Source organism: Paracoccus subflavus, from assembly GCF_004310345.1.
GTDB lineage: Bacteria > Pseudomonadota > Alphaproteobacteria > Rhodobacterales > Rhodobacteraceae > Paracoccus > Paracoccus subflavus.
In genome coordinates this window covers 129,790-155,998 of sequence record NZ_SISK01000003.1, presented here as the reverse complement: position 1 = coordinate 155,998, position 26,209 = coordinate 129,790, and the positions used below count along the sequence as shown (strand labels likewise).

At 65.2% G+C, this 26,209-nt stretch carries 30 protein-coding genes; 11 read left to right on the top strand and 19 right to left on the bottom strand.

What is annotated here, in order from left to right; all coding sequences use genetic code 11:
• Positions 1 to 45: 45 nt before the first annotated feature.
• The 4 genes from EYE42_RS05880 to EYE42_RS05865 all read right to left on the bottom strand — a co-directional run bounded on the left by EYE42_RS05880 (position 46) and on the right by EYE42_RS05865 (position 4,712).
• Complete coding sequence (locus tag EYE42_RS05880) at positions 46 to 708, bottom strand: cell wall hydrolase (protein ID WP_246020600.1); 663 nt, start codon at positions 706 to 708, stop codon at positions 46 to 48.
• Between the two features lie 284 nt (positions 709 to 992).
• Positions 993 to 3,536, bottom strand: a complete 2,544-nt coding sequence (locus EYE42_RS05875) for a putative PEP-binding protein (protein ID WP_130990386.1) — start codon at positions 3,534 to 3,536, stop codon at positions 993 to 995.
• 74 nt (positions 3,537 to 3,610) lie between these two features.
• A complete protein-coding gene (locus EYE42_RS05870; protein WP_130990385.1) occupies positions 3,611 to 4,213 on the bottom strand; it encodes a peptidylprolyl isomerase in 603 nt (200 codons plus the stop codon).
• Positions 4,206 to 4,712, bottom strand: coding sequence for a peptidylprolyl isomerase (locus tag EYE42_RS05865; protein ID WP_130990384.1), 507 nt, complete (start codon positions 4,710 to 4,712; stop codon positions 4,206 to 4,208). The genes EYE42_RS05870 and EYE42_RS05865 overlap by 8 nt, the downstream gene beginning before the upstream one ends.
• 163 nt (positions 4,713 to 4,875) lie before the next feature.
• Here EYE42_RS05865 and EYE42_RS05860 point away from each other — a divergent pair, with 163 nt between their 5' ends.
• Positions 4,876 to 6,081: a phosphoglycerate kinase gene (locus tag EYE42_RS05860; protein ID WP_130990383.1), complete on the top strand. Its 1,206-nt coding sequence runs from the start codon at positions 4,876 to 4,878 to the stop codon at positions 6,079 to 6,081.
• An 83-nt stretch (positions 6,082 to 6,164) separates the two neighbouring features.
• Here the strand turns inward: EYE42_RS05860 and EYE42_RS05855 are convergent, their stop codons facing one another.
• The 15 genes from EYE42_RS05855 to mdh all read right to left on the bottom strand — a co-directional run bounded on the left by EYE42_RS05855 (position 6,165) and on the right by mdh (position 19,265).
• Positions 6,165 to 6,638 (bottom strand): transglycosylase SLT domain-containing protein, encoded by a 474-nt coding sequence (locus EYE42_RS05855; RefSeq protein WP_130990382.1) that lies wholly within the window; start codon positions 6,636 to 6,638, stop codon positions 6,165 to 6,167.
• Positions 6,631 to 8,025 (bottom strand): dihydrolipoyl dehydrogenase, encoded by a 1,395-nt coding sequence (lpdA, locus tag EYE42_RS05850; RefSeq protein ID WP_130990381.1) that lies wholly within the window; start codon positions 8,023 to 8,025, stop codon positions 6,631 to 6,633. Before lpdA ends, EYE42_RS05855 begins: the two co-directional genes overlap by 8 nt.
• 33 nt (positions 8,026 to 8,058) lie before the next feature.
• Complete coding sequence (locus EYE42_RS05845; protein ID WP_130990380.1) at positions 8,059 to 8,448, bottom strand: MAPEG family protein; 390 nt, start codon at positions 8,446 to 8,448, stop codon at positions 8,059 to 8,061.
• A gap of 6 nt (positions 8,449 to 8,454) precedes the next feature.
• Positions 8,455 to 8,709 (bottom strand): hypothetical protein, encoded by a 255-nt coding sequence (locus EYE42_RS05840; protein WP_130990379.1) that lies wholly within the window; start codon positions 8,707 to 8,709, stop codon positions 8,455 to 8,457.
• Between the two features lie 71 nt (positions 8,710 to 8,780).
• On the bottom strand, positions 8,781 to 9,095 hold the full coding sequence (locus EYE42_RS05835; protein WP_130990378.1) for a hypothetical protein: 315 nt from the start codon (positions 9,093 to 9,095) through the stop codon (positions 8,781 to 8,783).
• A 118-nt stretch (positions 9,096 to 9,213) separates the two neighbouring features.
• Positions 9,214 to 10,818: a 2-oxoglutarate dehydrogenase complex dihydrolipoyllysine-residue succinyltransferase gene (odhB, locus tag EYE42_RS05830; RefSeq protein ID WP_130990377.1), complete on the bottom strand. Its 1,605-nt coding sequence runs from the start codon at positions 10,816 to 10,818 to the stop codon at positions 9,214 to 9,216.
• 4 nt (positions 10,819 to 10,822) lie between these two features.
• Positions 10,823 to 13,789, bottom strand: coding sequence for a 2-oxoglutarate dehydrogenase E1 component (locus tag EYE42_RS05825; protein WP_130990376.1), 2,967 nt, complete (start codon positions 13,787 to 13,789; stop codon positions 10,823 to 10,825).
• A gap of 43 nt (positions 13,790 to 13,832) precedes the next feature.
• Entirely contained in the window at positions 13,833 to 14,243 is a 411-nt protein-coding gene (locus EYE42_RS05820; protein ID WP_165455720.1) for a hypothetical protein, read from the bottom strand.
• Positions 14,244 to 14,313: 70 nt separating this feature from the next.
• Complete coding sequence (locus EYE42_RS05815) at positions 14,314 to 14,712, bottom strand: hypothetical protein (RefSeq protein ID WP_130990374.1); 399 nt, start codon at positions 14,710 to 14,712, stop codon at positions 14,314 to 14,316.
• 65 nt (positions 14,713 to 14,777) lie between these two features.
• Positions 14,778 to 15,128 carry a hypothetical protein gene (locus EYE42_RS05810; RefSeq protein ID WP_130990373.1) on the bottom strand — a complete coding sequence of 117 codons (351 nt, stop codon included), beginning with the start codon at positions 15,126 to 15,128 and terminating at the stop codon, positions 14,778 to 14,780.
• Positions 15,129 to 15,197: 69 nt separating this feature from the next.
• Positions 15,198 to 16,088, bottom strand: a complete 891-nt coding sequence (gene sucD / locus EYE42_RS05805) for a succinate--CoA ligase subunit alpha (RefSeq protein WP_130990372.1) — start codon at positions 16,086 to 16,088, stop codon at positions 15,198 to 15,200.
• 3 nt (positions 16,089 to 16,091) lie between these two features.
• The gene (locus EYE42_RS05800; RefSeq protein WP_130990371.1) at positions 16,092 to 16,481 is read right to left on the bottom strand and encodes a hypothetical protein; all 390 of its coding nucleotides are present in this window, start codon (positions 16,479 to 16,481) and stop codon (positions 16,092 to 16,094) included.
• The gene (gene sucC / locus EYE42_RS05795) at positions 16,481 to 17,674 is read right to left on the bottom strand and encodes an ADP-forming succinate--CoA ligase subunit beta (RefSeq protein ID WP_130990370.1); all 1,194 of its coding nucleotides are present in this window, start codon (positions 17,672 to 17,674) and stop codon (positions 16,481 to 16,483) included. The genes EYE42_RS05800 and sucC overlap by 1 nt, the downstream gene beginning before the upstream one ends.
• A 171-nt stretch (positions 17,675 to 17,845) precedes the next feature.
• Positions 17,846 to 18,181, bottom strand: a complete 336-nt coding sequence (locus EYE42_RS05790) for a hypothetical protein (RefSeq protein WP_130990369.1) — start codon at positions 18,179 to 18,181, stop codon at positions 17,846 to 17,848.
• Positions 18,182 to 18,302: 121 nt separating this feature from the next.
• Positions 18,303 to 19,265, bottom strand: coding sequence for a malate dehydrogenase (gene mdh, locus EYE42_RS05785; protein ID WP_130990368.1), 963 nt, complete (start codon positions 19,263 to 19,265; stop codon positions 18,303 to 18,305).
• A 167-nt stretch (positions 19,266 to 19,432) separates the two neighbouring features.
• Here mdh and EYE42_RS05780 point away from each other — a divergent pair, with 167 nt between their 5' ends.
• The 10 genes from EYE42_RS05780 (at position 19,433) to EYE42_RS05735 (ending at position 26,162) form a co-directional block, all read left to right on the top strand.
• Positions 19,433 to 20,179, top strand: a complete 747-nt coding sequence (locus tag EYE42_RS05780) for a sulfite exporter TauE/SafE family protein (protein WP_165455719.1) — start codon at positions 19,433 to 19,435, stop codon at positions 20,177 to 20,179.
• An 81-nt stretch (positions 20,180 to 20,260) separates the two neighbouring features.
• Positions 20,261 to 20,812, top strand: coding sequence for an NnrU family protein (locus EYE42_RS05775; protein ID WP_130990367.1), 552 nt, complete (start codon positions 20,261 to 20,263; stop codon positions 20,810 to 20,812).
• 1 nt (position 20,813) lies between these two features.
• Positions 20,814 to 21,020, top strand: a complete 207-nt coding sequence (locus EYE42_RS05770; RefSeq protein WP_130990366.1) for a DUF1737 domain-containing protein — start codon at positions 20,814 to 20,816, stop codon at positions 21,018 to 21,020.
• A 217-nt stretch (positions 21,021 to 21,237) separates the two neighbouring features.
• The gene (sdhC, locus tag EYE42_RS05765) at positions 21,238 to 21,630 is read left to right on the top strand and encodes a succinate dehydrogenase, cytochrome b556 subunit (RefSeq protein ID WP_130990365.1); all 393 of its coding nucleotides are present in this window, start codon (positions 21,238 to 21,240) and stop codon (positions 21,628 to 21,630) included.
• Between the two features lie 12 nt (positions 21,631 to 21,642).
• A complete protein-coding gene (locus tag EYE42_RS05760; RefSeq protein WP_130990364.1) occupies positions 21,643 to 22,029 on the top strand; it encodes a succinate dehydrogenase, hydrophobic membrane anchor protein in 387 nt (128 codons plus the stop codon).
• 7 nt (positions 22,030 to 22,036) lie between these two features.
• The gene (gene sdhA / locus EYE42_RS05755) at positions 22,037 to 23,839 is read left to right on the top strand and encodes a succinate dehydrogenase flavoprotein subunit (protein WP_130990363.1); all 1,803 of its coding nucleotides are present in this window, start codon (positions 22,037 to 22,039) and stop codon (positions 23,837 to 23,839) included.
• Positions 23,839 to 24,207, top strand: a complete 369-nt coding sequence (locus tag EYE42_RS16150; RefSeq protein ID WP_211657901.1) for a hypothetical protein — start codon at positions 23,839 to 23,841, stop codon at positions 24,205 to 24,207. The genes sdhA and EYE42_RS16150 overlap by 1 nt, the downstream gene beginning before the upstream one ends.
• A 1-nt stretch (position 24,208) precedes the next feature.
• Entirely contained in the window at positions 24,209 to 24,535 is a 327-nt protein-coding gene (locus EYE42_RS05745; protein ID WP_130990362.1) for a hypothetical protein, read from the top strand.
• A 3-nt stretch (positions 24,536 to 24,538) separates the two neighbouring features.
• Positions 24,539 to 25,372, top strand: coding sequence for a hypothetical protein (locus tag EYE42_RS05740; RefSeq protein WP_130990361.1), 834 nt, complete (start codon positions 24,539 to 24,541; stop codon positions 25,370 to 25,372).
• 10 nt (positions 25,373 to 25,382) lie between these two features.
• On the top strand, positions 25,383 to 26,162 hold the full coding sequence (locus EYE42_RS05735) for a succinate dehydrogenase iron-sulfur subunit (RefSeq protein WP_130990360.1): 780 nt from the start codon (positions 25,383 to 25,385) through the stop codon (positions 26,160 to 26,162).
• Positions 26,163 to 26,209 lie beyond the last annotated feature (47 nt).

The window sequence follows — 26,209 nt, the reverse complement described above, 5'->3', positions numbered from 1 at the left end:
ACCGCAAATCCGGGCGGCTGGCAAGCCCGCAGGAACGCGTCGCCCCTAGTTCGAGGCGACGCGCTGCCCGCCCGGACGGTAAAAGATGTGCTGGCCGATCCGCACCGTGCGCTGGAAGCGATGCGCCCAGGACGGGCTGACGGCCGGCGTGTGGAAATAGGTCGCTCCGCCGGTCAGCATACGGGGTGCGCCCGCCAAAGCCTCTCGGGCGATCTCGCGTGCGCGCAGATAGGCTGACTTGTTCCGGATCGGCTTGCGCCCGCCGATGGTATAGCTGAACTGCTTGGGCTGGTTCACCACGCCGCAGACCGAGGATGCGAACCTGTTGCTGTCCACACGGTTCAACACCACCTCGGCCACGGCGGCCTGCCCCTTGACGCTTTCGCCGCGGGCCTCGTGATAGATGGCCTCGGCCAGGCAGTTCAGGTCGCGTTCGGTGAATTGGTCGCGCCGGGTGCCGGTGCTGGCGGGCACCACCTCGGGCTGGGGGTCGTTCCGGACCGCCGCCGCACGCGCCCGCGACGGCCCGCTGCCTGCCTGAAGAAGCGACATCGAATCCGACGGCTGCGCCCTGGCAGGGGCGCCGCCGAACAGTCCGGCGTCAGACGAAAACAGCGATCCATTGCCTGCAATGGCGGCTGTGGACATGAAGGTCAGGGCAGAGGCGCACAGGCAAAGGGGCGCCATCCGCTGAAGCAGCGTTCTCATAATCATTCCTATAACCGTCGTGGGTGGACAGGCCGTTAAGACCGCCGCGGGCCAGAGCAAGTGGCGGTCGCAGCGATCAGCGGAATGATTACGGTTTTATGAATTCAGCACGCTATGGAACTTTGCCGTGAGATGGCTGAAACGGTGGAAGCCGCTTGATTTCGGCAGCAAATTGCCGACACCGACCCACCTGTTTGGCGGGAAATGGTAAGTTATCAACTTTTGCGCGTGTGGTAATATTCTGATGCAACGGAATATTTTCCGTGAATTTGATTCGAATCGGATCAGTTTTCGTCGATCCGATGGCGCATCCGCAGGGCCGACTGGGCCGCCGCCAGACGGGCCACAGGCACGCGGAAAGGGGAACACGACACGTAATCGAAGCCCGCTTCGTGGCAGAAGCCGATCGATTCCGGATTGCCGCCATGTTCGCCGCAGACCGAAATGGTGATCTCTGGCCGTTCCTGACGGGCGCGCGTGGCGCCGGTCAGCAGCAACTCGCCCACGCCGTCCTGGTCGAGGCAGTGGAACGGGTCCTCGTCATAAACGCGCTGGCCGACATAGGTGCCCATGAAGCGGCCGGCGTCGTCGCGAGACAGGCCATAGGTCATCTGCGTCAGGTCGTTCGTGCCGAACGACAGGAATGCGGAATGGGCGGCGATGTCGCCCGCCCGCAGACAGGCGCGCGGGGTTTCGACCATGACGCCCAGACGATAGGTGAAATCCGTGCGCCGGTCATTCCTGACCGCCGCCGCCACCGCGTCGATGCGGTTCTTGACCAGTTCCACCTCGCGCATGGCGCTGACCAGGGGGATCATGATCTCTGGGACCACGGGGTCGCCCCTGCGGCTCGCCTCGATCGTGGCCTCGAAGATGGCGCGGGCCTGCATGTCGTAGATTTCCGGGATGGTGATGCCCAGCCGGACCCCGCGCATCCCCAGCATCGGGTTGAACTCCGACAGCGCCTCGACCCGGCGGGTCACATCGGACAAGGGCAGGTCCAGGGAATCGGCCAGTTCGCGCAACCCCTCGCGGTCGTTGGGCAGAAATTCGTGCAGGGGCGGGTCGAACAGGCGGATGGTGACGGGCAGGCCGGCCATGATCTCGAACAGGTCGGTGAAATCCTGGCGCTGCATGGGCAGGATGCGATCCAGCGCCAGCCGCCGATCCTCGGGCTTGTCGGCAAAGATCATCTCGCGCATGGCCGGCAGGCGGTCCGCGTCGAAGAACATGTGTTCGGTCCGGCATAACCCGATGCCCTGCGCCTTGAAGCGCCGCGCGGTGCGGGCATCCTCGGGCGTGTCCGCATTGGCGCGGACCCCGATCCCGCCCGCGGCATCGGCCCAATCCAGAAGCTGCGTGAAGTTGTCGTCAAGCGCCGGTTCCAGCAATGGCACGCGGCCCGCCAGAACCTCTCCGGTCGATCCGTTGATGGTGATCTCGTCGCCCTCGCGCAGCGTGATGGCACCGGCGCGCAGGATGCGCTGGCGGGCGTCGATGCTGATTCCGGACGCGCCGACGATGCAGGGCAGGCCCATGCCCCGCGCGATCACCGCCGCATGGCTGGTGGTGCCGCCCCGTTCGGTCAGCACGCCCACCGATGCGTGCATCCCGCGAATATCCTCGGGCACGGTTTCGCGGCGCACCAGGATGCACGCTTCGTCCCGAGCCGCTGCCGCCTGGGCCGCGGCGGCGGTAAAGGTGATCCGACCGGTGGCCGCGCCGGGGCTGGCGTTGATGCCCCGCGCGATCACGTCGCAGACCGCAGAGGGATCGACCTGACGATGCAGGAGGTCGGCCAGGGCGCGGGGTTCGACACGCATCACCGCCTCGGATTCCGGGATGATGCCGTCGCGGGCCAGCGACACGGCGATCCGCACGCTGGCGCGCGAGGTGCGCTGCACCCGCGTGGCGTCGATGATGGCGATATGTCCGTCGATCACCACGAATTCGATCTGCATTTCCTCGCGCAGGCGTTCGCGGGCGGCCACGCCGAAGCGGATCAGTTCGGCAAACACCTCGGGTGCGGTATCCTGAAGCGAGGGACCGCGTTCGTCATGGGTCAGGAACAGCGTTCCGGCCCCGGCACCGTCGGTGCCGCCATGGTGCTGCCGCTGGAACCGGCCGGTCACGCGGGGCGCACCCGTCACCGAATCCACGAACTGGATGGTGCCCGATCCGCACAGCCCCGGCCCCAGGCCCAGGGCCATCTGTTGCACGACCAGGCCCAGCGGCGCATCGGGGGGCGCGCCCTTGGCCTGGCGCAGCAGACGGGCGGTCGGTCCTTCCCAGGCGCGGGCCATGGATCGCAGGACCTGGGCCAGTTGAATGGCGGGGTCCTGGGGAAAATCCTCGTCCGTTTCCTCGCGATAGCAGCGCAAGGCCTGGGCCAGCGCATCCTCGCCTTCCTGCGCGAAGATGTCGGGGTCCAGACGGGCAATATGGATGGCATAGCCCTGGACAAAGCGACGATAGAGCCCGTCGGCATTCGCCTTGCCGATGCGCCGCGCCAGCCGTTCGTGGGTTCTGTCGTTCAGGCCGACGTTCAGAACCGTGCCCGGCCCCCCCCATTCGGGCATCAGGGCCGAAGGCCGGACGCTGACCAGACCGTCGCCCTGCGAAAACAGGTCAGACAGCACGCCCAGATCGACCTGGCCTCCGGTGGCGATGGATTGCACCGATTCGGCGGGGATCGCAAAGGAACGCGGTACCGGCAGGCGCATCCGGATCAGCCGTTGCAGGCATTTGGCCCGCCAGCCATGGCACGCACGCTCGACCCCCGCCGACGGGGTGATCTCCGTGACATCGGGAAGATGGCGCGTTTCCATATCGGCGGCAATCTAGTCGCCGCCCCGCCCATGCCGCAAGCGCGAAAAGGGGCCGCGGCCCCCTTTCAGCAAGGTCATTCGACGATCGTGACCCGCGCCATGTAGTCAGGCTGTTCGACCGCGCCATTGGCGGCCGCGTCGCCCTTCTTGATGTCGTTCAGCACGTCCCAGCCGTCGATCAACTGGCCGACGACAGTGTATTGCCCGTCCAGAAAGGTCGCCGGGGCCAGGTCGATGAAGAACTGGCTGTTGGCGCTGTTGGGGTCTTGGGCGCGCGCCATGCCGACGGTGCCGGCCTGGAACGAGACGTCGTTGAACTCGGCCTCGAGATCGGGAAGGTCCGAACCGCCGGTGCCGGCCATGGCAGTGGTCTGGCCGTCCTGCTTGCCGTGTTCCACATCGCCGGTCTGGGCCATGAAGTCCGCGATCACGCGGTGAAAGACCACGCCGTCATAAGCCCCCGATTTCGCCAGTTCGACCAGACGGGCGACGTGATTGGGCGCCTTGTCGGCCAGGAGATCCAGAGTGATGGTGCCCTTGGCCGTGCCGTCGGCGCCCGCCACCTCGATCACCATGTTCGGGCCGGGGCCGTCCTCGTGGGCAGGGGCCCGGGCAGGGGTCTGGGCATGGGCTGCGGACGCGGCCAGGATGAAGGCGGGGATCAGCAGGTTACGCATCGGCAGCCACCTTGACCGAGATCATCCGATCCGGATTCGCCGGCGGTTCGCCCCGCGCGATCTTGTCCACATGCTCCATCCCCGAAATCACCCGGCCATAAACGGTGTACTGGCCGTTCAGGAAATGGTTGTCCTTGAAGTTGATGAAGAACTGGCTGTTGGCGCTGTTCGGGTTCTGCGACCGGGCGGCGCCCAGCGTGCCGCGGTCATGGGGCAGCTTGGAAAATTCCGCCGGCAGATCCGGCAGGTCCGAACCGCCCGTGCCGGAACGGCCGGGGTTGTAGTTGTTTTCCATGTTGGCATGTTCCACATCGCCGGTCTGGGCCATGAAGCCGTCGATCACGCGGTGGAACGCCACGTTGTCGTATTTTCCGGCACGGGCCAGTTCCTTCATGCGTTCGGCATGTTTCGGCGCCACATCCGACAGCAGCTCGATGACCACGGGGCCATCCTTCAGTTCGATGACGATGGTGTTTTCGGGATCCTTGATCTCGGCCATGCGGCCCTCCTTTGCCACGTTCGGGTCTTGGTCTAGGGCTTTGCCGCCCCAAGGGCAACGCGCAAACCCCCTCACGCGCCCATCACCGTTATGCGACTGTTGACGCGGATGCCCCCATGCGGGACAAGCCGACACAAGCCCAAATGCCCGAAAGGACGATGCGATGGCCGATTTCAAGACGATCGATGATCTGGACATGGACGGCAAGGTCGTCCTGACGCGCGTGGACGTGAACGTTCCGGTCGAGGACGGTCGCGTGACGGATGCCACGCGGATCGAAAAGATCGTGCCAACGATCAAGGCCATTCAGGCCAGGGGCGGAATCCCGGTCCTGCTGGCGCATTTCGACCGGCCCAAGGGCAAGCGCGTGGATGCCATGAGCCTGAAGCAGATCGTCCCGGCACTGGAGGCCGCGTTGGGGCAGCCGGTCGTCTTTGCCGACGACTGCATCGGCGGCCCGGCCAAGCGCGTGGTGGCCGGCCTGAAGCCGGGTGATGTCGCGCTGCTGGAAAACACCCGCTTCCACGAGGGCGAGGAAAAGAACGACCCGACATTTGCCGCCTCCATCGCCGCGCTTGGTGGGGTTTACATCAACGACGCCTTTTCTGCCGCCCATCGGGCGCATGGCTCGACCGAGGGGCTGGCGCGCCTGCTGCCGTCCGGGGCAGGGCGGCTGATGGAGGCGGAACTCAAGGCGCTTGACGCGGCGCTTGGCACACCGCAAAGGCCGGTGATGGCCGTGGTGGGCGGGGCCAAGGTGTCCACCAAGCTGGATCTGCTGATGAACCTGGTGGACAGGGTCGATCACCTGGTAATCGGCGGCGGCATGGCCAACACCTTTCTGGTCGCCAAGGGGATCGAGGTCGGCAAGTCGCTGGCCGAACGCGACATGGCCGATACGGCGCGGCAGATCCTGGAAAAGGCCGACCAGGGCGGTTGCGTGATCCACCTGCCGCTGGACATCGTGGTGGCGCGCGAATTCAGGGCGGGCGCCGAATCCCAGGTGCTGCCGGCCGATCAGTGCCCGGCGGATGCGATGATCCTGGACGCAGGCCCCGCGACCGTCGATGCGCTGCATGACGCGATGGCCGGGTGCAAGACGCTGATCTGGAACGGCCCGCTGGGCGCCTTCGAGATCGAGCCGTTCGACCGCGCCACCAATGCGGCGGCGCGCGCGGCGGCCGGCCTGACGCGCGACGGCAAGCTGATTTCGGTCGCCGGGGGCGGGGATACCGTCGCGGCGCTGAACAAGGCGGGCGTGGCAGGGGATTTCACCTTCATCTCGACCGCCGGTGGCGCCTTTCTCGAATGGATGGAGGGCAAGGAACTGCCCGGCGTCGCGGCGCTGAAGGACGCAAGGCATCATTGAAAAAGAAAGGGGGCGCTCGCGCCCCCTCTTGCGGCCTGACGACCGCAATTCACCCCCCGAGGGTATTGGACAACGAAGAAGCGCTAGCCGCGCAGGCCGGTGCGCTTCAGCAGGCCCCGGCGCTTGGCCTCGTAATAATAGCCGCGCGAATACCACATGACCGTTTCATCGGGATCCCCGTCCGCCACCATCCAGGCCCCCCGCAGGTATCTGACCCCATAGCGCAAATTGGTATCGGCATCCAGCAGGGCGGCGGGCGATCCGCGGTGGCCCATGGTCCGTGCGGTCTGCGGATTGAGCTGCATCAGCCCGTAATAGGGGCCGTTGCGCGCGCCGGGGCGGTGCTGGGATTCGCGCAGGATGATGCGCTGCACGATGGCGGGGGGTACGTCATAGTGATCGGCCCAGAAGTTGATGCGCGACCGCAGGTGCGGCGTCTCGTTCGGGTAAAGCCCGTTCGGGCCAAGGCCGCCGGGCATCTGCCGGTTGCCCCCGCCGCCACAGGCGGCAAGGGCAAGGGTTGCCAGGATCAGGGCGCGCCTGCCCAGGTCAGACATGAATGGCCCCGTCGCCGCAGGCCAAGGCGGCCTCGCGCACGGCCTCTGATGTGGTGGGATGCGCATGGCTGGTCAGCGCCAGATCCTGCGCAGCGGCGCCAAATTCCATGGCCACGCAGACCTCGTGGATCATCTCGCCCGCATTCGGCCCGATGATGTGGCAGCCCAGGATGCGATCGGTTTCCGCATCCGCGATCAGCTTGACGAAGCCGTCGGCCTGAAGAACCGCCTTGGCCCGCGCATTGCCCATGAACGGGAACTTGCCGACCTTTATCTTGCGTCCGTCGGCCTTGGCGGCCTCCTCGGTCATGCCGACGCTGGCGACCTCGGGCATGGTGTAGATGACGCCGGGGATCAGGTCGTGGTTCACATGACCATGCTTTCCGGCGATCACCTCGGCCACGGCCATGCCCTCGTCCTCGGCCTTGTGGGCCAGCATCGGGCCGGGCGCCGCGTCGCCGATGGCGTAGATGCCCTCGACGCTGGTCTGCCAGTGGCCGTCCACCTGGATGAAACCGCGATCGGTCATCTGCACATCCAGGGCGTCAAGGCCAAGACCCTCGGCATAGGGGCGGCGTCCGGTCGAGACCAGCACGACTTCGGCGTCGAGGGTATGGGCGCTGTCGTCCTTGCGCAGCGCATAGCTGACGGTCGCGCCATCGGACCGGGCCTCGACCCCCGACACGGCCGCGCCCAGGATGAAGTTCAGACCCTGCCTGGTCAGGATCTTCTGGAACTGCTTCTGCACCTCGCCGTCCATGCCGGGGGTGATGGCATCCAGGTATTCGACCACCGTTACCTCGGTTCCCAGGCGCGCATAGACCGACCCGAGTTCCAGCCCGATGATGCCCGCCCCGATCACGACCATGGATTTCGGGATCTTCGGCAGGGCCAGGGCGCCGGTCGAATCCACCACCACGCCCGCGTCGTTATCCACCGTCACGCCCCTGAGCGTCGCAGGGACCGAGCCGCTGGCGATGACGATGTTTTTGGCGTCGTGGATCGTGTCCCCGACCCTGACCTTGCCCGGCGCCTCGATCACGGCCCAGCCTTTCAGCCAGTCGATCTTGTTCTTCTTGAACAGGAATTCGATGCCCTTGGTATTGCCGGCGACGGTGTCGGCCTTGTAGCCCTGCATCTTCTGCCAGTCGATGTCGACATGGGCGTTCATGAGGCCCATCTTCTCGAAATTCTCGTGCGCCTCGTGCGCCATGTGGCTGGCGTGCAGCAGCGCCTTGGAGGGGATGCAGCCCACGTTCAGGCAGGTGCCGCCCAGGGTGTCGCGGCCTTCGACGCAGGCGACCTTCATCCCCAGTTGGGCCGCGCGGATGGCGCAGACATAACCGCCCGGCCCGGCGCCGATCACGATCAGATCATAGGTGGACATGATTGCTCCTTCTTGTCCGTCGGTGGCTGCGGCCTAGAACAGCGCGGCCAGTATCATCAACATCGTTGCGCCGAATCCCACGCCCCAGATGACCGAACGCCAGGGCACCCAGCCCAGGACATAGGCCGGGACATAAAGGATCCGCGCGGCGAGATAAATCCATGCGCAGGCGGCGGTCACGCCGCTGGCCTGTCCGCCCAGCGTTACCACGACCACGGCCATGGTGAACAGGATCAGGCCTTCGAAATGGTTGTTCAGCGCGCGCTGCAACCGGCCGGCCGTGCCCCTGAGCAAGGGGGCATTGTCGCGCGGCCCCATCGCGACCCGCGGGCCGACCTGACGGTTGGCGGCAACGGAAAAGGCAGCAAACTGCAAGGCCTGCAACAGGCCCGCCAGCGCGAGGGCGGTGAGTTCGGGGGTCATGCAGCGTCAGGCGTTTTCGAGAAAATGGAAATCGGTGGCGCTGACCCCGGCCTGACTGTTGAACACCCCCGCGGCGCCGTCGAGATAGGCGCGGGCGCGGGCCGGGTCGGCGACCTCGTAGAGTGCCCAGGCCGAGGTGGCCCCTTCGCGCCAAAGCTGCAGCAAATTCAGGCTGTTGTTACCGCGATCCTCGGCGTCGCTGTCGAAGGCTCTCTTGAAGGCGGCAAAATCGGCGATGGTGTAGTGGGCGAGCATCTGCATCTTTTCAGTCCTTTGTCATGGCGGCGCGGATCCGGGTCGCATCCGCGCCCCACAATTTCCCCCGAAACCGATCATTTGCCATTCGGTCCCAATGGGTCAGCAGTTTCAAGCCCCAGTCTTCTGATAATATCGTCTTTACCGAAAACCTTATCGACTTCCGGGTCAGGCAGTTGTAGCCCACGAAGTAAATTTGGAGACTGGTTACCTTCTTCGATCAAAAATTTGAGAAGACCTGGCTTTAGATCTCGCTGACGAACGACTGCCTCACTCGCATCGCCAAGTTCTCGGCTAATGACTATCAAACTGTTTTGTATGGCCTCCAAGTCGACTTCGAGCTTCATATACTCAAGTGATCGACGATCTTGGGTCATCTTCATCAGTTTCACTCGGTGGTCGATCCTTATGACAAGGTACAGGATCAATAGCGCGATGAGGGAGGGTGCGATAATGTCAGTCATTTCCACAGGCAAGTCTCCAATCTCAACGCGCTAGTAGCCCCCTACCTCACAAATCCATCAACAACCTTCTGGGATCCTCCAGCGCCTCTTTCACGCGCACGAGGAACGTCACCGCGCCTTTGCCGTCCACGATCCGGTGATCGTAGGACAGTGCCAGATACATCATCGGGCGGATCACGATCTCGCCGCCGACGACGACCGGCCGGTCCTGGATCTTGTGCATGCCGAGGATGCCCGATTGCGGCGGGTTCAGAATCGGCGAGGACATGAGGCTGCCATAGACCCCGCCGTTCGAGATGGTGAAGGTGCCGCCCTGCATTTCCTGCATGGTCAGCTTGCCGTCGCGGCCCTTGGCGCCCAGTTCGGCGATTTCCTTTTCGATCGCGGCAAAGCCCTTGTGGTCGGCGTCGCGCACGACCGGGACGACCAGCCCGTTCGGGGTTCCGACGGCCACGCCCATGTTGACATAGTTCTTGTAGACCACGTCGGTGCCGTCGATCTCGGCGTTGACCTCGGGGACCTCTTTCAGGGCGTGGCAGCAGGCCTTCACGAAGAACGACATGAAGCCCAGCTTGACCTTGTGCTTTTTCTCGAAGGCGTCCTTGTATTCGGTGCGCAGACCCATGATGCCGGACATGTCGGCTTCGTTATAGGTCGTCAGCATCGCCGCCGTGTTCTGCGCGTCCTTCAGGCGCCGCGCGATGGTCTGGCGCAGGCGGGTCATCTTGACGCGCTCCTCGCGCGCCGCATCCTCGGCCGGGCGGGGGGCGGCAGGGGCAGGAGCAGGGGCGGCGGGCCTAGCGGCGGGCTGGGCCTTGGCCACGTCTTCCTTCATCACGCGGCCATCGCGGCCCGACCCCGTCACCTGATCGCGGCCGATGCCCTGTTCCGCCATCGCCTTCCTGGCCGAGGGTGCGTCCTCGACATCGCTGCGGGGTATCATCTGTTCGGGACCGGCGCCGGGGCTTGCCACCTGGCCGGCTGTGGTCCCATCCTCGCCGCCCGAGGCCGAACCGACCGGCACCGCATTGCCATGAGCGCCCTTGCTGTCAGAGATCCGGCCGGTAGGCCCGGCGGATGCGGCGCCCGCCGCACCCTCGACGATGATCGCCAGCCGGGCCTTGGCATCCACGGTGGCGCCTTCCTCGGCCAGGATTTCAGCCAGCACGCCCGCCGCCGGGGCCGGAACCTCGACCGAAACCTTGTCGGTTTCCAGTTCGCACAGCATCTCGTCGGCGGCAACCGTGTCGCCCGCTTTCTTGAACCAGGTGGCCACGGTTGCCTCGGTCACGCTTTCGCCAAGCGCGGGCACCATCACATCCACGGATTTGCCGCTCATCGTCTGTTGTCCTTCCGGGGTCTTCTGGGCCGTCTGCGGTGCGGCCTGCGGTTGTTCTTTGGCGGTGTCGCTGCCGGCTTCCGTAATCTGGGCCAGCAGCGCGTCAGGACCGACGGTTTCCCCTTCGGCCGCGACGATCTGGGCCAGGATGCCGGCGGCAGGGCTGGGCACCTCGACCGTCACCTTGTCGGTTTCCAGTTCGCACAGCATCTCGTCCACCGCCACGGCGTCGCCCGGTTTCTTGAACCAGGTGGCGATGGTCGCCTCGGTGACGGATTCGCCCAGGGCGGGCACGCGGACTTCGGTGGGCATCACGTCATCCTTCGATCGACAAGGCTTCGTTCACCAGGGCTTCCTGTTCGGCCTTGTGGCGCGATCCGAGGCCCGTGGCGACCGAGGCGGCGGCGTTGCGGCCGACATAGCGGGCGCGGTTGTGGCGCGCGCCCAGCCGGTCCAGACACCATTCCAGATAGGGGTCGACAAAGCTCCACCCGCCCTGGTTCTTGGGTTCTTCCTGGCACCAGATCACCTCGGCATCCTTGAAGCGGGCCAGTTCCTTAACCATCGATTGCGCGGGGAACGGATAGAACTGTTCCAGCCGCAGCAGATAGATGTCGTCGATCCCCGCCTCGTCGCGTGCCTTCAGCAGATCGTAATAGACCTTGCCCGAACAGATCACGACACGGCGGATGCGGTTGTCGGGCACCAGCGTGACGTCCGAGCTGCCCTGCTGGGCGTCATCCCACAGCACCCGGTGGAAATAGCTGCCGGTCTGGAAATCCTCGGCCCGGCTGACGGCCTTGGGGTGGCGCAGCAGCGACTTGGGCGTCATCAGCACCAGGGGCTTGCGGAACCGGCGGTGCATCTGGCGGCGCAGGATGTGGAAATAGTTCGCCGGCGTGGTGCAGTTGGCAACGATCCAGTTGTCCTCGGCGCACATTTGCAGGAACCGTTCCAGCCGAGCCGAGCTGTGTTCCGGCCCCTGACCCTCGAACCCGTGGGGCAGCAGCATGACCAGTCCTGACATGCGCAGCCATTTCTTTTCGCCCGACGAAATGAACTGGTCGAACATGATCTGCGCGCCGTTGGCAAAATCGCCGAACTGCGCCTCCCACATCACCAGGGCATTGGGCTCGGCCAGCGAATAGCCGTATTCAAAGCCCAGCACCGCGTATTCCGAAAGCATCGAGTCGATGACCTCGTAGCGGGCCTGGCCCTCGGCGATGTGGTTCAGCGGGTAATAGCGGTCCTCGGTCTTCTGGTCGATATAGGCCGAATGGCGCTGGCTGAAGGTGCCCCGGGTGCTGTCCTGGCCGGCCAGACGCACCGGCTTGCCTTCGACAAGCAGCGATCCGAAGGCCAGGGCCTCGGCTGTGGCCCAGTCGAACCCCTCGCCCGTCTCGAACATCTGGCGCTTGGCCTCGAGCAGGCGGCCGACGGTCTTGTGCAGGCTGTGCCCGTCCGGCACGGTGGTCAGCGCCCGGCCGATCTGCGTCATGACCGAAGGGTCGATGCCGGTTTCGCCCGACACGTATTCTGCACCTTCGCGATCAAGGCCCGACCACTTGCCGTCCAGCCAGTCGGCCTTGTTGGGCTTGAAGGCTTTGCCCACCTCGAACTCCTCGTTCAGGTGGTTCTGAAAGGCGGCCTTCATATCCTCGATCTCGCCCTCGGGGATCAGCCCATCGGCGACAAGGCGTTCGGTGTACAGTTGCAGCGTGGTCTTGTGGCCCTTGATCTGCATGTACATCGCGGGATTGGTGAACATCGGCTCGTCGCCTTCGTTGTGACCGAAGCGGCGATAGCAGAAGATGTCGATGACCACGTCCTTGTGGAACTTCTGCCGGAACTCGGTCGCGACCTTGGCGGCATGGACCACCGCCTCGGGGTCGTCGCCGTTCACGTGAAAGATCGGCGCCTCGACCATCAGCGCAATGTCGGTCGGATAGGGCGAGGTGCGGCTGAAATGCGGCGCGGTGGTAAAGCCGATCTGGTTGTTCACGACGATGTGGATGCAGCCGCCGGTGCGATGGCCGCGGATGCCCGACAGTTGCAGGCACTCGGCCACGACGCCCTGGCCCGCGAAAGCCGCGTCCCCGTGCAGCAGGATCGGCAGGACCGAGGTGCGGTCGTGGGTGTCGCTCAACTGATCGCTCTTGGCCCGCGCCTTGCCCAGCACGACCGGGTTCACGGCTTCCAGATGGCTGGGGTTGGCGGTCAGCGACAGATGGACGGTGTTGCCGTCGAATTCGCGGTCGCTTGACGCGCCCAGATGGTATTTCACGTCGCCCGACCCGTCCACGTCCTCGGGCTTGAAGCTGCCGCCCTGGAATTCGTGAAAGATCGCCCGATAGGGTTTCGACATGACGTTCGCAAGCACCGACAGGCGGCCCCGATGCGGCATCCCGATGACGATTTCCTTCACGCCCAGGGCGCCGCCGCGCTTGATGATCTGTTCCATCGCCGGGATCAGCGCTTCGCCGCCGTCCAGGCCGAACCGCTTGGTGCCCATGTATTTCACATGCAGGAACTTCTCGAAACCCTCGGCCTCGACCAGCTTGTTCAGGATGGCGCGGCGGCCTTCCTGGGTGAACTGGATTTCCTTGCCGTATCCCTCGATCCGTTCCTTCAGCCAGCCAGCCTCCTCGGGGTTCGAGATGTGCATGAACTGGATCGCGAAGGTGCCGCAATAGGTCCGCTGCATCAGGTCGGTGATCTGACGGATCGACGCGATCTCCAGCCCCAGCACGTTGTCGATGAAGATCGGACGGTCCAGATCGCCGGGGCCGAAGCCATAGGTTTCCGGTTTCAGTTCGCCATGGTCGGGCACGTCGCGCAGGCCCAGCGGATCCAGGTTCGCGTGCAGGTGCCCCCGGATGCGGAACGCACGGATCAGCATCAGCGCGCGGATCGAATCCAGCACCGCCTGGCGCATCTTTTCCTCGGTCAGGCTGACGCCCTTTTCCTCGGCCTTGGCGGCGATCTTCTTCATCGCGGCGGTGGCCTCGACCTTGGAAGCCATCGGCCATTCGCCGGTCAGCGCGGCCGTGTTCTCATCGGTCGGCATCGGCGGCCAGTCGGCGCGCTTCCAGCTTGCGCCGCTGGCCTCGCGGGCGGCGTCCTCTCCGCTGTCGCCCAGGCTGCGGAAAAAGGCGTCCCAGCCCGCGTCGAAGGCCTGCGGGTTCTGGGCCCACCGGCCGTAGAGCTGTTCGATATAGGCGGCATTGTGGCCCTGGAGAAAGGACGAATCGTGGAAATCGGCGTTGTCTGGCTGTTCGGTCATCGGATGTCGCGTCCTCGACGCATGGGGAGAGGGAAAGGCCGCCTCAGGCGGCGGTGCAGGTGACGATCATCATCTGGACGCCGGGCATAGCGCTGCCCGCTCCGGGGGTGTTCGACCGGCTGTCCGCCAAATCGCGGCCCGCCTGACGGCAAAGCTGCGCGGGGGCGGCGGCGATCCGGCCGGGATCGGTCAGCGCCGGGCGGAACAGCAGGGTAAAGCGGCTGTCGGCATCCCCGGTGATCGAGATCACGGCGGCCTGATGCAACCCGCTGCGCGCCTCGGTCGGACCCGAAGGCGCGGGCGGGGCGGGGGGCGGCGCGACAGGCGGAACGACCGGCACCGGGCGGGGCGGAACCGTCGATACCGAGGGAACGGGCGCCGCCGCCGGGGCCGGCTGGACGACAGGCATGGGCTGGACGCATCCCGACAGGATCGCGCCGGCGGTGACGATCATCAGCAGCCGGCCATGCATCGGTCGCGAAGCAAGGCCGGAAATTCGGGGACGGGACGGTGTCATGGCAACCTCAGGCACAATAGATGTCGATGATGGCGGCGCCGGGATCGGCGTAGGGGTCGAGACGCGGCACCCGTTCGATCCGGGCAACCGCGCGCCGTTCCAGCCCGCACAGCGCACGGGCCGCGCCCTGGTCGGCCCCGGCAGGGGCACGGGCCGGACGATAGATCAGCCGCCAGCCGAAACCGCGCCGCGCCACGGTGCGCACGGAGTCGGGGGGCAGGGTGCTGGCCCTGTGCAGATCGGTCATGGCAGGAATGCCGCCGGGCAGGATGTCGGTCGTGGGCCCCCGGCCGCAGGCGCCCAGCAGGACCAGCACCGCCATCGAGGCGGCGGCAAGACGCCTGCGGGCCGGGCTGCGATCCCGTCCTGTCCGGCCCGCTGTTTGGCGCTGAGACCAATTCTTCACCCTTGTCCCCCTGGTCGGTATCCGTGCCCCGGACCTTTGGCCGGGGGCACGGCAGGTCATGCAGATCACGAACAGGTCACGGTCATCCGTTGCACGCCGCCGCCGGCATATTGCGGCGCGGTCGTATCGACCGGATCGGCCGTGAACACGGTAGACGCGGTATTGGCGCAGATCGTCGCGGGGGCGGCAGCGACCTGTTCGGCCGTCACGGCGTCGCCGCGATAGAATACCGTGTACTGGCTGCCGGTCCGGGTCACGCCCACGACCGCATCGGCGGGCAGGCCGGTGGCCGTACCCAGCGCCTCGGTATCGACCGCGCTGGTGGTGATGGTGGTTTCGACACGGGTGATCGGCTCGGGCGCGCAGGCCCCCAGTACAGCAGCCGAGGCAAGGAGGGCGGCGGAAAGCATCTTCATCGTCAGTCTCCTATTGTTGCAAGCAGAGCAGGTGCTCAGGCCTGGAAACGCCCGCGCGGCGGGCAGGGTTCAGTTTCCCCCCTTGATGGCCTTCACCACGGCCTCGCCCAGGCCCGCCGGGCTGTCGGCCACCACGATGCCCGCGCGCTTCATCGCCTCGATCTTGGATTCGGCGTCGCCCTTGCCGCCCGACACGATGGCGCCCGCATGGCCCATGCGCCGGCCCGGAGGCGCGGTGCGCCCGGCGATGAAACCGGCCGTCGGCTTCCAGTTGCCCTTGGCCTTCTGCTCGGCCAGGAACTCAGCCGCTTCTTCCTCGGCGGAACCGCCGATCTCGCCGATCATGATGATGGATTCCGTTTCGGGATCGTCCAGGAACAGGCGCAGCACGTCGATATGCTCCATCCCCTTGATCGGGTCGCCGCCGATGCCGACCGCGCTGGACTGGCCCAGACCCACGTCCGAGGTCTGCTTCACGGCCTCATAAGTGAGCGTGCCCGACCGCGACACGACGCCGACGCTGCCGCGGCGGAAGATGCTGCCCGGCATGATGCCGATCTTGCATTCGTCCGGCGTCATGATGCCGGGGCAGTTCGGCCCGATCAGGCGCGACTGCGACCCTTGCAGGGCGCGCTTCACGCGCATCATGTCCAGCACCGGGATGCCTTCGGTGATGCAGACGATCAGCGGAATTTCCGCGTCGATGGCCTCCAGGATCGAATCCGCCGCGAAGGGGGGCGGGACATAGATCGCTGACGCAGTGGCGCCGGTTTTCGCCACGGCCTCGTGGACCGAGTTGAAGACCGGCAGACCCAGGTGTTCGCTGCCGCCCTTGCCGGGGGTCACGCCGCCGACCATCCGCGTGCCATAGGCGATCGCCTGTTCGGTGTGGAAGGTGCCCTGGGACCCGGTGATCCCCTGGCAGATGACTTTGGTGTCTTTGTTGACGAGAACGGCCATAGATCAGAGTTCCTTGATCTCGAGGATTAGTTTTGAAGGAAGCCAGTGTGGCTCACTGTAAACACCCGCTGCATCAGCGATCGGCATAGCAACCGGAGAGCCATTCTCGACGTATGTGGCCATCTTATCTGACGAATAATCAGTAGTGGCCGCAGGTTCGATTCTGATAATCCCGGTAGTAAGAAGTCCGCTTAAAGCAACTGCATGATTATGGTCAATTTTCCATAGCACACAGTTCAGGTGCTCGTGATGAAACCAGAGTGACCCGCTAAATCCTTGAATTGCGGAATCCAGATGCTCAAAAGTTGCTATGCCACCAGCTTTACGAAGAACTTCAATAATTTCCATTTTAGCCGTTTCGCGTCGTATTGGGTGATGACTGCGGAACGCCATCACCTCTTCACCGCCTTCACGATCTTCTCCGCAGCATCCGACAGATCATCCGCCGGGATCACGTTCAGCCCCGAATCGCGGATGATCTGCTTGCCCAGATCGACGTTCGTCCCCTCAAGCCGCACGACCAGCGGGACCTGCAAGCCCACCTCCTTCACGGCGGCGATGATGCCTTCCGCGATGATGTCGCAGCGCATGATGCCGCCGAAGATGTTGACCAGGATGCCTTTGACGTTCGGATCGCTGGTGATGATCTTGAAGGCCTCGGTCACCTTTTCCTTGGTGGCGCCGCCGCCCACGTCCAGGAAGTTCGCGGGTTCGGCGCCATACAGCTTGATGATGTCCATCGTGGCCATCGCCAGACCGGCGCCGTTCACCATGCAGCCGATCTCGCCGTCCAGCGCGATGTAGTTCAGGTCGAACTTGCTTGCTGCCAGTTCCTTGGGGTCTTCCTCGGTCTCATCCCTCAGCGCCATGATGTCGGGCTGACGATAGAGCGCGTTGTTGTCGAAGCCCATCTTGGCGTCCAGGCACTTGATCTGGCCTTCGGGGGTGACGATCAGGGGATTGATCTCCAGCATCTCCATGTCGCGCTCGATGAACAGGCGATACAGGTTCTTGACCAACTGGACGCACTGCTTGACCTGATGGCCGGTCAGGCCCAGGGCGAAGGCCACGCGGCGGCCGTGGAAATCGGACAGGCCGGACGCCGGATCGACGCTGAAGCTGACGATCTTTTCGGGCGTGTGGGCGGCCACCTCCTCGATGTCCATGCCGCCCTCGGTCGAGGCGACGAAGCTGACGCGCGACGAGCCGCGATCGACCAGCAGCGCCAGATACAGCTCGCGCGCGATGTCCGAGCCGTCCTCGATATAGATGCGGTTGACCTGCTTGCCCGACGGGCCGGTCTGGTGCGTGACCAGGGTGCGGCCCAGCATCTGGCGGGTCAGTTCCTCGGCCTCGGCCACGGATTTGGCCAGGCGGACGCCGCCCTTTTCCCCGGCGGCGGCTTCCTTGAAGCTGCCCTTGCCGCGGCCGCCTGCGTGGATCTGCGCCTTGACGACCCACAGCGGGCCGTCCATCTCGCCTGCCGCCGACTTGGCTTCGTCGGCCTTCATGACCACGCGGCCGTCGCTGACGGGTGCGCCGTACTGACGCAGCAGCGCCTTGGCCTGGTATTCGTGGATGTTCATCCCGACCCCCTTTTCCGGTTCGACAGAGTTGCGGCCTCTTGCCACAGAAACCGGGCGTCCGGGAAACGAATTCCGTAGCGAACTGCATAAAATGATGCAGTCGGAATGATTGTGATCACAGCAAGAAATGCCGTGATCACAAAGCGCATCCGGTTTGGCCTTGGCGGGCGTTCAGCCTGCGATGCGGGTGCACACGAAGCTGTCGCCGGTGCTTTGCGACATCCAGTTTATCTGGTTGTCGTTCTGCGACTGGACCTCGATCACCGCTCCATCGTCCAATGTCATCGTCGTCACCCGATTCTGGGTGGAAAAGCTGCGGATCGTCATTGGCTGTGCATCAACCGACGGCTGATAGCTGTCGGGGGTAAAGGTCATGGTCGTGGCCCCGCAATCCCAACTGCCCATGAACGGCAGTTGACCCGTGGGTCTGGGCGACGTGGGGGGTGCCTGACAGGCGGTCAGCAGCAGGACGGGAAACAGGGCAGCGGGCAGGATGTGCAGTTTCATGGTCGCCTCCGGTTCGATGGAACACGGCGATGCTATGATGGAACCGGAAAAATGAACATCGTCAAATGCCAAGGCGCGCCCGCAGGGGACGCGCCCTGCTGTGGGCTTTGGGGCTTGCCGGTCAGGCCAGCGTGCCGTCGATGCCCTTGCAGGCCGCGACCAAGCCCTTCACCGCATCGACCGACTTGGTGAACATCGCCTGTTCGTCATCGTCCAGCGCAATGTCGATGACCTTTTCCACGCCGCCCGCGCCGATCACGGTGGGAACGCCCACATACATGCCGTTCAGGCCATAGGCGCCGTCCACATAAGCCGCGCAGGGCAGAACCCGCTTCTGATCCTTGAGATAGGCCTCGGCCATCTCGATGGCCGAAGTCGCGGGCGCATAGAAGGCGCTGCCGGTTTTCAGCAGGCCGACGATTTCCGCGCCGCCGTCGCGGGTCCGCTGGACGATGGCGTCCAGGTTTTCCTGCGTGGTCCAGCCCATCTTGACCAGATCGGGCAGAGGAATGCCCGCGACCGTCGAATAGCGCGTCAGCGGCACCATCGTATCGCCATGCCCGCCCAGAACGAAGGCCGTCACGTCGCGCATGGACACGCCGAACTCCAGCGACAGGAAATGCCGGAAGCGCGCCGAATCCAGCACGCCCGCCATGCCGCAGACCTTTTCATGGGGCAGACCGGAAAATTCCCGCAGCGCCCAGACCATCGCGTCCAGCGGATTGGTGATGCAGATGACAAAGGCGTCGGGCGCGTGCCTGGCGATGCCTTCGCCCACGGATTTCATGACCTTGAGGTTGATGCCCAGCAGGTCGTCGCGGCTCATTCCCGGCTTGCGCGGCACGCCCGCGGTGACGATGCAGACATCGGCGCCCGCGATGTCGGCGTAATCGTTGGCACCCTTCATCACGGCATCGAAGCCTTCGGACGGACCCGATTGCGCGATGTCCAGGGCCTTGCCCTGCGGCGTGCCTTCGGCGATGTCGAACAGGATAATGTCACCCAGTTCCTTCATCGCGGCCAGATGCGCCAGCGTGCCGCCGATCTGCCCCGCACCGATCAGTGCGATTTTGGGTCGGGCCATGGATAAACCTCCGATCAATGGAATGATGTTGCTGGGTGGTTACGGGGTCGTGCCCGAAATCGCAAGACAAAGGCGGTCGGGTGGCAGGCTGTTAACGCTGACACTTGCCAATCGGGGTGCGGGCGCACATCCAGGCGCGGGCGGGAAGGGGCGGCAGGGGAAATGCAATGCTTGAACTGACACTCACAGGCTGGGTTCTGGCCGTCATCGCTGCCATGGCCGTGGGACTGGCCAAGGGGGGCCTTGCGATGGTCGGCCTGATCGCCGTGCCGCTGTTGTCGCTGGTCATGTCGCCGGTCCAGGCGGCGGGACTGCTGCTGCCCGTCTATGTGGTGTCGGATGCAGCCGGACTGATTGCGTTCCGCCGCCACTTCAGCGCCCCGGTGCTGGCCACGTCGCTGCCCGGCGCGGTTATCGGCATCGGCATCGGCTGGGCCACGGCGCATCTGGTGCCGGTCGAAGGCGTGACGCTGATCGTCGGGCTGATCGGCCTGGTCTTTGCCCTGAACGCCCTGATTCGCCCGGCGTTGGCGGGGCAGGCCCGCCAGCCATCGCTGAGGCGCGGCAGTCTGTGGGGCACGCTGGCCGGATATACCAGCTTTGTCAGTCACGCAGGCGCGCCGCTGTGGCAGGTCTATGTCCAGCCGCTGCGCCTGCCGGCCATGGTCTATGCCGGCACGACGACCTGGTTCTTTGCCGTCACCAACTGGATCAAGCTGCTGCCTTATGCGCTGCTGGGCCAGTTGAACCTGCCCGTCCTCAAGACGGCGGCGGTTCTGACGCCCGTGTCGCTGGTCGGGGTCTGGCTGGGACTGCGTCTGATCCGGATCATTCCGCAGCGGCTGTTCTATCAACTCATCACCTGGGGCCTGCTGGCCGTGTCGCTGCGGCTGGTCTGGCAGGGGCTGGCCTGAGGCCGGAGATATCGGCGCGATTGCAGCCGCGCCGGGATCGGGGCATTCTGTATGCCGAACCGTTTTGCGAAAGGAAGCCCGATGGTCCTGCTGATCCTTGGCCTTGCGTTGTGGTGGGGCGCGCATCTGTTCAAGCGTATCGCGCCAGAGCGCCGCGCGGCCATGGGCGACAAGGGCAAGGGCCTGATCGCGATCCTGCTGGTCCTTGCTGTCGTATTGATGGCGCAGGGCTATCAGCGCGCGCCGGCCGATCCGTTCTGGTGGGGGCCGTCCCCCGCCCTGGTCGGCATCAACAACCTGCTGATGCTGGTGGCCTTTTATCTGTATGCCGCCGACGGGATGGGCACCCGCATCACGGCGTCGGTGCGCCACCCCCAACTGACCGGCTTTTCGCTGTGGGCGGTGGCCCATATCCTGACGAATGGCGATCTGCCCTCGATGATCCTGTTCGGCGGCCTGCTGGCCTGGGCGCTGGTAGAGATCGCCCTTTTGAACCGCGCCGGCGCCTGGAAACGCCGCACCGGCCCGTTTCCCGTCCGCAAGGAGATCATGGCGGCCGCGGGCGCCGTGGTTGTCATGCTGGTCGTGGGCCTGATCCATGGCTGGATCGGACCCTGGCCGTTCGGAGGCTGAGATGACCACCCTGTATCGTTGCATCACCGAGGACGACACCTCGCGTTTCTGCCACCGCGTCAGCGAGGCCCTGGCGAAAGGCTGGTCTCTGCATGGCGGGCCGACCATGGCCTTTGATCCGGAAAAACGTGTCATGCGGCTGGGACAGTCGGTAACAAAGGAGATCGAGGCGGATTATCATCCCGATATGGCCCTGGGGCAGCAATAGGGGCGTCAAGGGTCGATGCATTGCAATTTCCATGCTGTGATCACGGCTTTGCAGCTTGTGATCACGAAACGGCACGCATTATCCGAAATCGGGGTGATGACGGAAATCCAGGCGTGACAGTCGATAGAAAGAACGCCAAAACCTTGCCAAATTGCCAGCCTGCCGGGCCAGCCCGACCGGACCGGGCCAGCCCAACCGATCAAAGGAGCGCCGCATCATGGCCGATGTGAACCGCGGGAACCGGCCGCTTTCCCCCCATCTGCAAGTCTATCGACTGCCCATGGCGGCCGTCACCTCGATCCTGACGCGCATTACCGGCCAGGCGCTGGTAGCAGGCATCCTGCTGCTGGTCTGGTGGCTGGTGGCGGCGGTCAGCGGGCCGCGCGGATTCGCCGCGGCTGACTGGGTGGTGCGGTCGTGGATTGGTTTTATTGTCTTGACCGGATCGGCATGGGCGCTGTGGTTCCATACCCTGGCCGGCATCCGCCACCTGTTCTACGACGCGGGCCAGTTGCTGCGCATCGAGGAGGCCGAGCGGGCAAGCTGGGCCATCATCATCGGGTCGGTGGTGCTGACGCTGATCTCGGTCGTTCTGTTCTTCTTTGGTTGAGGCAGGGTCAACATGCGCTACATCACCCCCCGCAAGGCCGCCCAGGGCCTGGGATCGGCCCGCAGCGGCACCCAGGACCACTGGTTCCTGACCGTCACTTCCTGCGCGCTGGTGCTGCTGACGCCGGCGTTCTTTCTGGTGATCGGCCGGGCCATCGGGCTGTCGCAGGCCGATCTGCTGGGCTATTTCGGCAGGCCCTATCCGGCGCTGATCACGGCGCTGTTCATCGTGGTCGGCATGATGCACTTCATCAAGGGCACGCGCATCATGATCGACGACTATTTCCAGAATACGGCGCGCAAGGTGGCGATCATCGTCTCGGTGGTCTTCGGCTGGGCGGTCATCGCGGCGGCGCTGTTCGCGTTGGCCCGCATGACGCTGGTCCCCTTGGCGATCTGAGGACATCATGGCAGCATACGACATTCATACGCATGATTACGACGTGGTGGTGGTGGGCGCGGGCGGCGCGGGCCTGCGCGCGACGCTGGGCATGGCCGAACAGGGCCTGCGCACGGCCTGCGTGACCAAGGTGTTTCCCACGCGGTCCCACACCGTCGCGGCCCAGGGCGGCATTGCCGCGTCATTGTCGAACATGGGTCCGGACAACTGGCAATGGCACATGTACGACACCGTGAAGGGGTCGGACTGGCTGGGCGACACCGACGCGATGGAATACCTCGCGCGCGAGGCGCCCAAGGCCGTTTATGAACTGGAACATTACGGCGTGCCCTTCAGCCGGACCGAGGAAGGCAAGATTTACCAACGTCCCTTCGGCGGCCATACGACCGAATATGGCGAAGGCCCCCCGGTGCAGCGCACCTGCGCCGCCGCCGACCGCACCGGCCACGCGATCCTGCACACACTTTACGGCCAGTCGCTTAAGAACAATGCGGAATTCTTCATCGAATATTTCGCCATCGACCTGATCGTCACCGACGGCGCCTGCACCGGCGTGGTCTGCTGGAAGCTGGACGACGGCACTATCCACGTCTTCAACGCCAAGATGGTGGTGCTGGCCACGGGCGGATACGGCCGCGCCTATTTCAGCGCCACGTCGGCCCATACCTGCACCGGCGATGGCGGCGGCATGGTGGCCCGCGCGGGCCTGCCCTTGCAGGACATGGAATTCGTGCAGTTCCACCCGACCGGCATCTATGGCTCGGGCTGCCTGATCACCGAGGGCGCGCGGGGCGAAGGGGGCTACCTGACCAATAGCGAAGGCGAGCGGTTCATGGAACGCTATGCCCCCACCTACAAGGATCTGGCCTCGCGCGATGTGGTGTCGCGCTGCATGACGCTGGAAATCCGCGAAGGCCGGGGGGTGGGCGACGACAAGGACCATATCTTCCTCAACCTGATGCACCTGCCGCCGGAAACGCTGCACGAACGCCTGCCGGGGATCAGCGAAAGCGCCAAGATCTTTGCGGGCGTCGATGTCACCCGCGAGCCCATTCCGGTGCTGCCGACCGTGCATTACAACATGGGCGGCATCCCCACGAATTACTGGGGCGAAGTCCTGGCGCCGACGGCGGACAATCCGGACGCGATCTTTCCGGGCCTGATGGCCGTGGGCGAGGCGGGCTGCGCCTCGGTCCACGGGGCGAACCGGCTGGGATCGAACAGCCTGATCGACCTTGTGGTGTTCGGCCGCGCCGCCGCGATCCGCGCCGGGCAGGTGATCGACCGCGAAGGGCATGTTCCATCGACCAACCAGGCCGAGGTTGACAAGGCGCTCGGCCGCTTCGACGGGCTGCGCCACGCGAACGGCGCCACGCCGACCGCCGACCTGCGGCTGGACATGCAGCGCGCCATGCAGTCTGACGCGGCGGTGTTCCGCACCGACAGAACCCTAGCCGAGGGCGTGCAGAAGATGACCGCCATCGCCACCAGGATGGACGACATCCGCGTCACCGACCGGGGCCTGATCTGGAACACCGACCTGATGGAAACGCTGGAACTGACCAACCTGATGCCGAACGCGCTGACGACCATCGTCGCGGCCGAGGCGCGCAAGGAAAGCCGGGGCGCCCACGCCCACGAGGACTGGCCCGAGCGGGACGATGCCAACTGGCGCAAGCACTCGCTTGCATGGGTGGATGGAAACGCGGTTAAACTGGACTACCGCCCCGTCCATCTGGACCCTTTGACCAAGGAAGAGGATGGCGGGATCGACCTGAAGAAGATTGCTCCCAAGAAAAGGGTTTACTGATGCGCTTCCAATCTTTTGCCGGCCTGGGTCTTGCCGCCGCCGTTCTGGCGGCCTGCGCCGCGCCGATGCCGCCCGCGACCACGGTGACGACCCCCCCGGTCGTGATCGCCCCCGCGCCCACCGTTCTTGACGCGGCCACCAGGCAGGTGGCCCGCGCGGTCATCAACACGGAAATGGAGAAGCGCCTGCCGGGCGCCAATGTCGCGCCCTATACCGACTGTGTCGTCAACAACGCCACCACCGCCGAACTGATCGACATCGCCCAGGCGTCCCGTGCGGGCGTGACGGGCACGGCGGACAGCGTGGCGGCCATCGTCTCGCGGCCCGCGACGACGCAGTGCATCGCTGCTGCGGCGCGCACCGCCTGACATGAGGGGCGCGCGGGCAGGATCGCTGGTTCTGATGGGGCTGCTGGCGGCCCTGTCGGCCTGCGGGCCGGTGCCTGTCGAACAGGCCGAACTGACCTGCCTGCGCGACGCCCGACTGGCCGAACGCCCGCAAACCAATGTGTCGCTGGGCGTCGGCACGGGCATCGGCGGGGGCGGCACGCGCGGTTTCGGCAGCGTGTCCGTGGACCTGTCGGGCGACTATCTGATGGGCCGCGATCCCTCGCAGGTTTATGATCGCTGCGTGCAGCGACGGTCGGGGCAGATGCCCCGCCGCCCCCTTTATGACCAGCCGGGCTGGACAGGCTAGGCCATGGCGGGCAGGGCGAAAGAACCGGGGGCGCGGCGTCTGATCGTCCATCTGGGCGTGCAGAAGACCGGCAGCACCGCGATCCAGCGGCATCTGCGCCGGAACGAGACCATGCTGTCGGGGTACCTTGTGGTGCGCACGCCGGAAGAAGGCTCGCCCATGCGGCCGCTGGGACGTGCGGCCATCGCCTTCAGCCTGTCGCCGTCCGGGGACGGGGCGCGGACGGTGCGGGGGGCCTTTCGTGCGGTGCTGGACACGCTGCCCCCGAACGGCCTGCCGGTTCTGATCAGCCATGAGAATCTGGCAGGGGCCATGCCCGGCAACGGCGGCGAGACGCGGCTTTACCCGGCCCTGCCACAAATTGCCGCGCTTTTGCGGCAGGAAGCGACAGATTTTGCCGTGGATTTCGTGATCTATACCCGCAATCAGGGGGACTGGCGTTCCTCGGTCTGGGCCCAGGCCGTGCGGACCGACGGCTATCGCCGCAGCCTTGCCGAGTTCGAGGCCGAGACGGCGGGGCTTGCCGATTGGGACGATCTGGTCGGGCGCATGGCGTCAGGCCCCGGCGTCACCCGCTTCAGGCTGGAGGATGAGGATGATCCTCGGCGCCCCGGCCGCCAGCTTTTGCGCCATGCCGGGCTGGAGGACGCGCAGATCGACACATTGCAGCCCCTGGACGGGCCGACCAACCGCCGGCTGAACGGCGGCGCCACCGAATTCCTGCGCAGGCTGAACGGCCTGTCGCTGAACCCCCATGCGCATGGCCGGATCGTCGATCTGGTCGCCCGCGCCGAACATCTTTTCACGGCAAACGCGCCGTCCGAAGGCACTTCCTGAAGGAGCACCCATGGTCCAGTTCACCCTGCCCAAGAACAGCCAGATCCGGGTCGGCAAGACCTGGCCCAGGCCCGATGGCGCGACCAACGTCCGCAAGTTCACGATCTATCGCTGGGATCCGCATACCGGGGAAAACCCGCGGCTGGATACCTATTTCGTGGACACCGACAAGTGCGGCCCGATGATCCTGGACGCGCTGATCAAGATCAAGAACGAGATCGACCCGACGCTGTCATTCCGCCGGTCCTGCCGCGAGGGGATCTGCGGGTCCTGTGCGATGACCATCGACGGCGGCAACCATCTGGCCTGCATCTATGGCATCGACGAGGTGAAGGGCGACATTTCCATCTATCCGCTGCCGCACATGCCGGTGGTCAAGGACCTGATCCCCGACCTGACGCATTTCTATGCCCAGCACGCCAGCGTGAACCCCTATCTGATCACCAAGTCGCCCACGCCCGGCAAGGAATGGAAGCAGTCGATCGAGGACCGCAAGAAGCTGGACGGCCTGTACGAATGCATCCTGTGCGCGTCCTGTTCGACCGCCTGCCCGTCCTATTGGTGGAACGGCGACCGCTATCTGGGCCCGGCCGCGCTGCTGCACGCCTATCGCTGGATCATCGATTCGCGCGACGAGGCGACGGGCGAGCGTCTGGACGAGCTGGAGGATCCCTTCAAGCTGTATCGCTGCCACACGATCATGAACTGCACCAACACCTGCCCCAAGGGGCTGAACCCCGCCAAGGCGATCGCGTCGATCAAGCACATGATGGTTGACCGGATGGTGTGATCTGTGCCGCTGGGGGACTTCACGTCCCAGGGCCCCGCGGGATATGC

Coding starts and splice junctions, on each gene's coding strand:
- sdhA (WP_130990363.1), top strand. CDS start 22,037: ATGGCAGCATACGACATTCATACGCATGATTACGACGTGGTGGTGGTG.
- EYE42_RS05865 (WP_130990384.1), bottom strand. CDS start 4,712: ATGGCCGAGATCAAGGATCCCGAAAACACCATCGTCATCGAACTGAAG.
- EYE42_RS05770 (WP_130990366.1), top strand. CDS start 20,814: ATGACCACCCTGTATCGTTGCATCACCGAGGACGACACCTCGCGTTTC.
- EYE42_RS05780 (WP_165455719.1), top strand. CDS start 19,433: ATGCTTGAACTGACACTCACAGGCTGGGTTCTGGCCGTCATCGCTGCC.
- EYE42_RS05790 (WP_130990369.1), bottom strand. CDS start 18,181: ATGAAACTGCACATCCTGCCCGCTGCCCTGTTTCCCGTCCTGCTGCTG.
- EYE42_RS16150 (WP_211657901.1), top strand. CDS start 23,839: ATGCGCTTCCAATCTTTTGCCGGCCTGGGTCTTGCCGCCGCCGTTCTG.
- EYE42_RS05740 (WP_130990361.1), top strand. CDS start 24,539: ATGGCGGGCAGGGCGAAAGAACCGGGGGCGCGGCGTCTGATCGTCCAT.
- sucC (WP_130990370.1), bottom strand. CDS start 17,674: ATGAACATCCACGAATACCAGGCCAAGGCGCTGCTGCGTCAGTACGGC.
- mdh (WP_130990368.1), bottom strand. CDS start 19,265: ATGGCCCGACCCAAAATCGCACTGATCGGTGCGGGGCAGATCGGCGGC.
- EYE42_RS05875 (WP_130990386.1), bottom strand. CDS start 3,536: ATGGAAACGCGCCATCTTCCCGATGTCACGGAGATCACCCCGTCGGCG.
- EYE42_RS05870 (WP_130990385.1), bottom strand. CDS start 4,213: ATGCGTAACCTGCTGATCCCCGCCTTCATCCTGGCCGCGTCCGCAGCC.
- EYE42_RS05820 (WP_165455720.1), bottom strand. CDS start 14,243: ATGATCGTCACCGCCGGCGCGATCCTGTCGGGATGCGTCCAGCCCATG.
- EYE42_RS05810 (WP_130990373.1), bottom strand. CDS start 15,128: ATGAAGATGCTTTCCGCCGCCCTCCTTGCCTCGGCTGCTGTACTGGGG.
- sucD (WP_130990372.1), bottom strand. CDS start 16,088: ATGGCCGTTCTCGTCAACAAAGACACCAAAGTCATCTGCCAGGGGATC.
- EYE42_RS05880 (WP_246020600.1), bottom strand. CDS start 708: ATGAGAACGCTGCTTCAGCGGATGGCGCCCCTTTGCCTGTGCGCCTCT.
- lpdA (WP_130990381.1), bottom strand. CDS start 8,025: ATGTCCACCTATGATCTGATCGTGATCGGCGCCGGGCCGGGCGGTTAT.
- EYE42_RS05840 (WP_130990379.1), bottom strand. CDS start 8,709: ATGCAGATGCTCGCCCACTACACCATCGCCGATTTTGCCGCCTTCAAG.
- EYE42_RS05760 (WP_130990364.1), top strand. CDS start 21,643: ATGCGCTACATCACCCCCCGCAAGGCCGCCCAGGGCCTGGGATCGGCC.
- EYE42_RS05855 (WP_130990382.1), bottom strand. CDS start 6,638: ATGTCTGACCTGGGCAGGCGCGCCCTGATCCTGGCAACCCTTGCCCTT.
- odhB (WP_130990377.1), bottom strand. CDS start 10,818: ATGCCCACCGAAGTCCGCGTGCCCGCCCTGGGCGAATCCGTCACCGAG.
- EYE42_RS05745 (WP_130990362.1), top strand. CDS start 24,209: ATGAGGGGCGCGCGGGCAGGATCGCTGGTTCTGATGGGGCTGCTGGCG.
- EYE42_RS05800 (WP_130990371.1), bottom strand. CDS start 16,481: ATGGCGTTCCGCAGTCATCACCCAATACGACGCGAAACGGCTAAAATG.
- EYE42_RS05845 (WP_130990380.1), bottom strand. CDS start 8,448: ATGACCCCCGAACTCACCGCCCTCGCGCTGGCGGGCCTGTTGCAGGCC.
- sdhC (WP_130990365.1), top strand. CDS start 21,238: ATGGCCGATGTGAACCGCGGGAACCGGCCGCTTTCCCCCCATCTGCAA.
- EYE42_RS05860 (WP_130990383.1), top strand. CDS start 4,876: ATGGCCGATTTCAAGACGATCGATGATCTGGACATGGACGGCAAGGTC.
- EYE42_RS05775 (WP_130990367.1), top strand. CDS start 20,261: ATGGTCCTGCTGATCCTTGGCCTTGCGTTGTGGTGGGGCGCGCATCTG.
- EYE42_RS05825 (WP_130990376.1), bottom strand. CDS start 13,789: ATGACCGAACAGCCAGACAACGCCGATTTCCACGATTCGTCCTTTCTC.
- EYE42_RS05735 (WP_130990360.1), top strand. CDS start 25,383: ATGGTCCAGTTCACCCTGCCCAAGAACAGCCAGATCCGGGTCGGCAAG.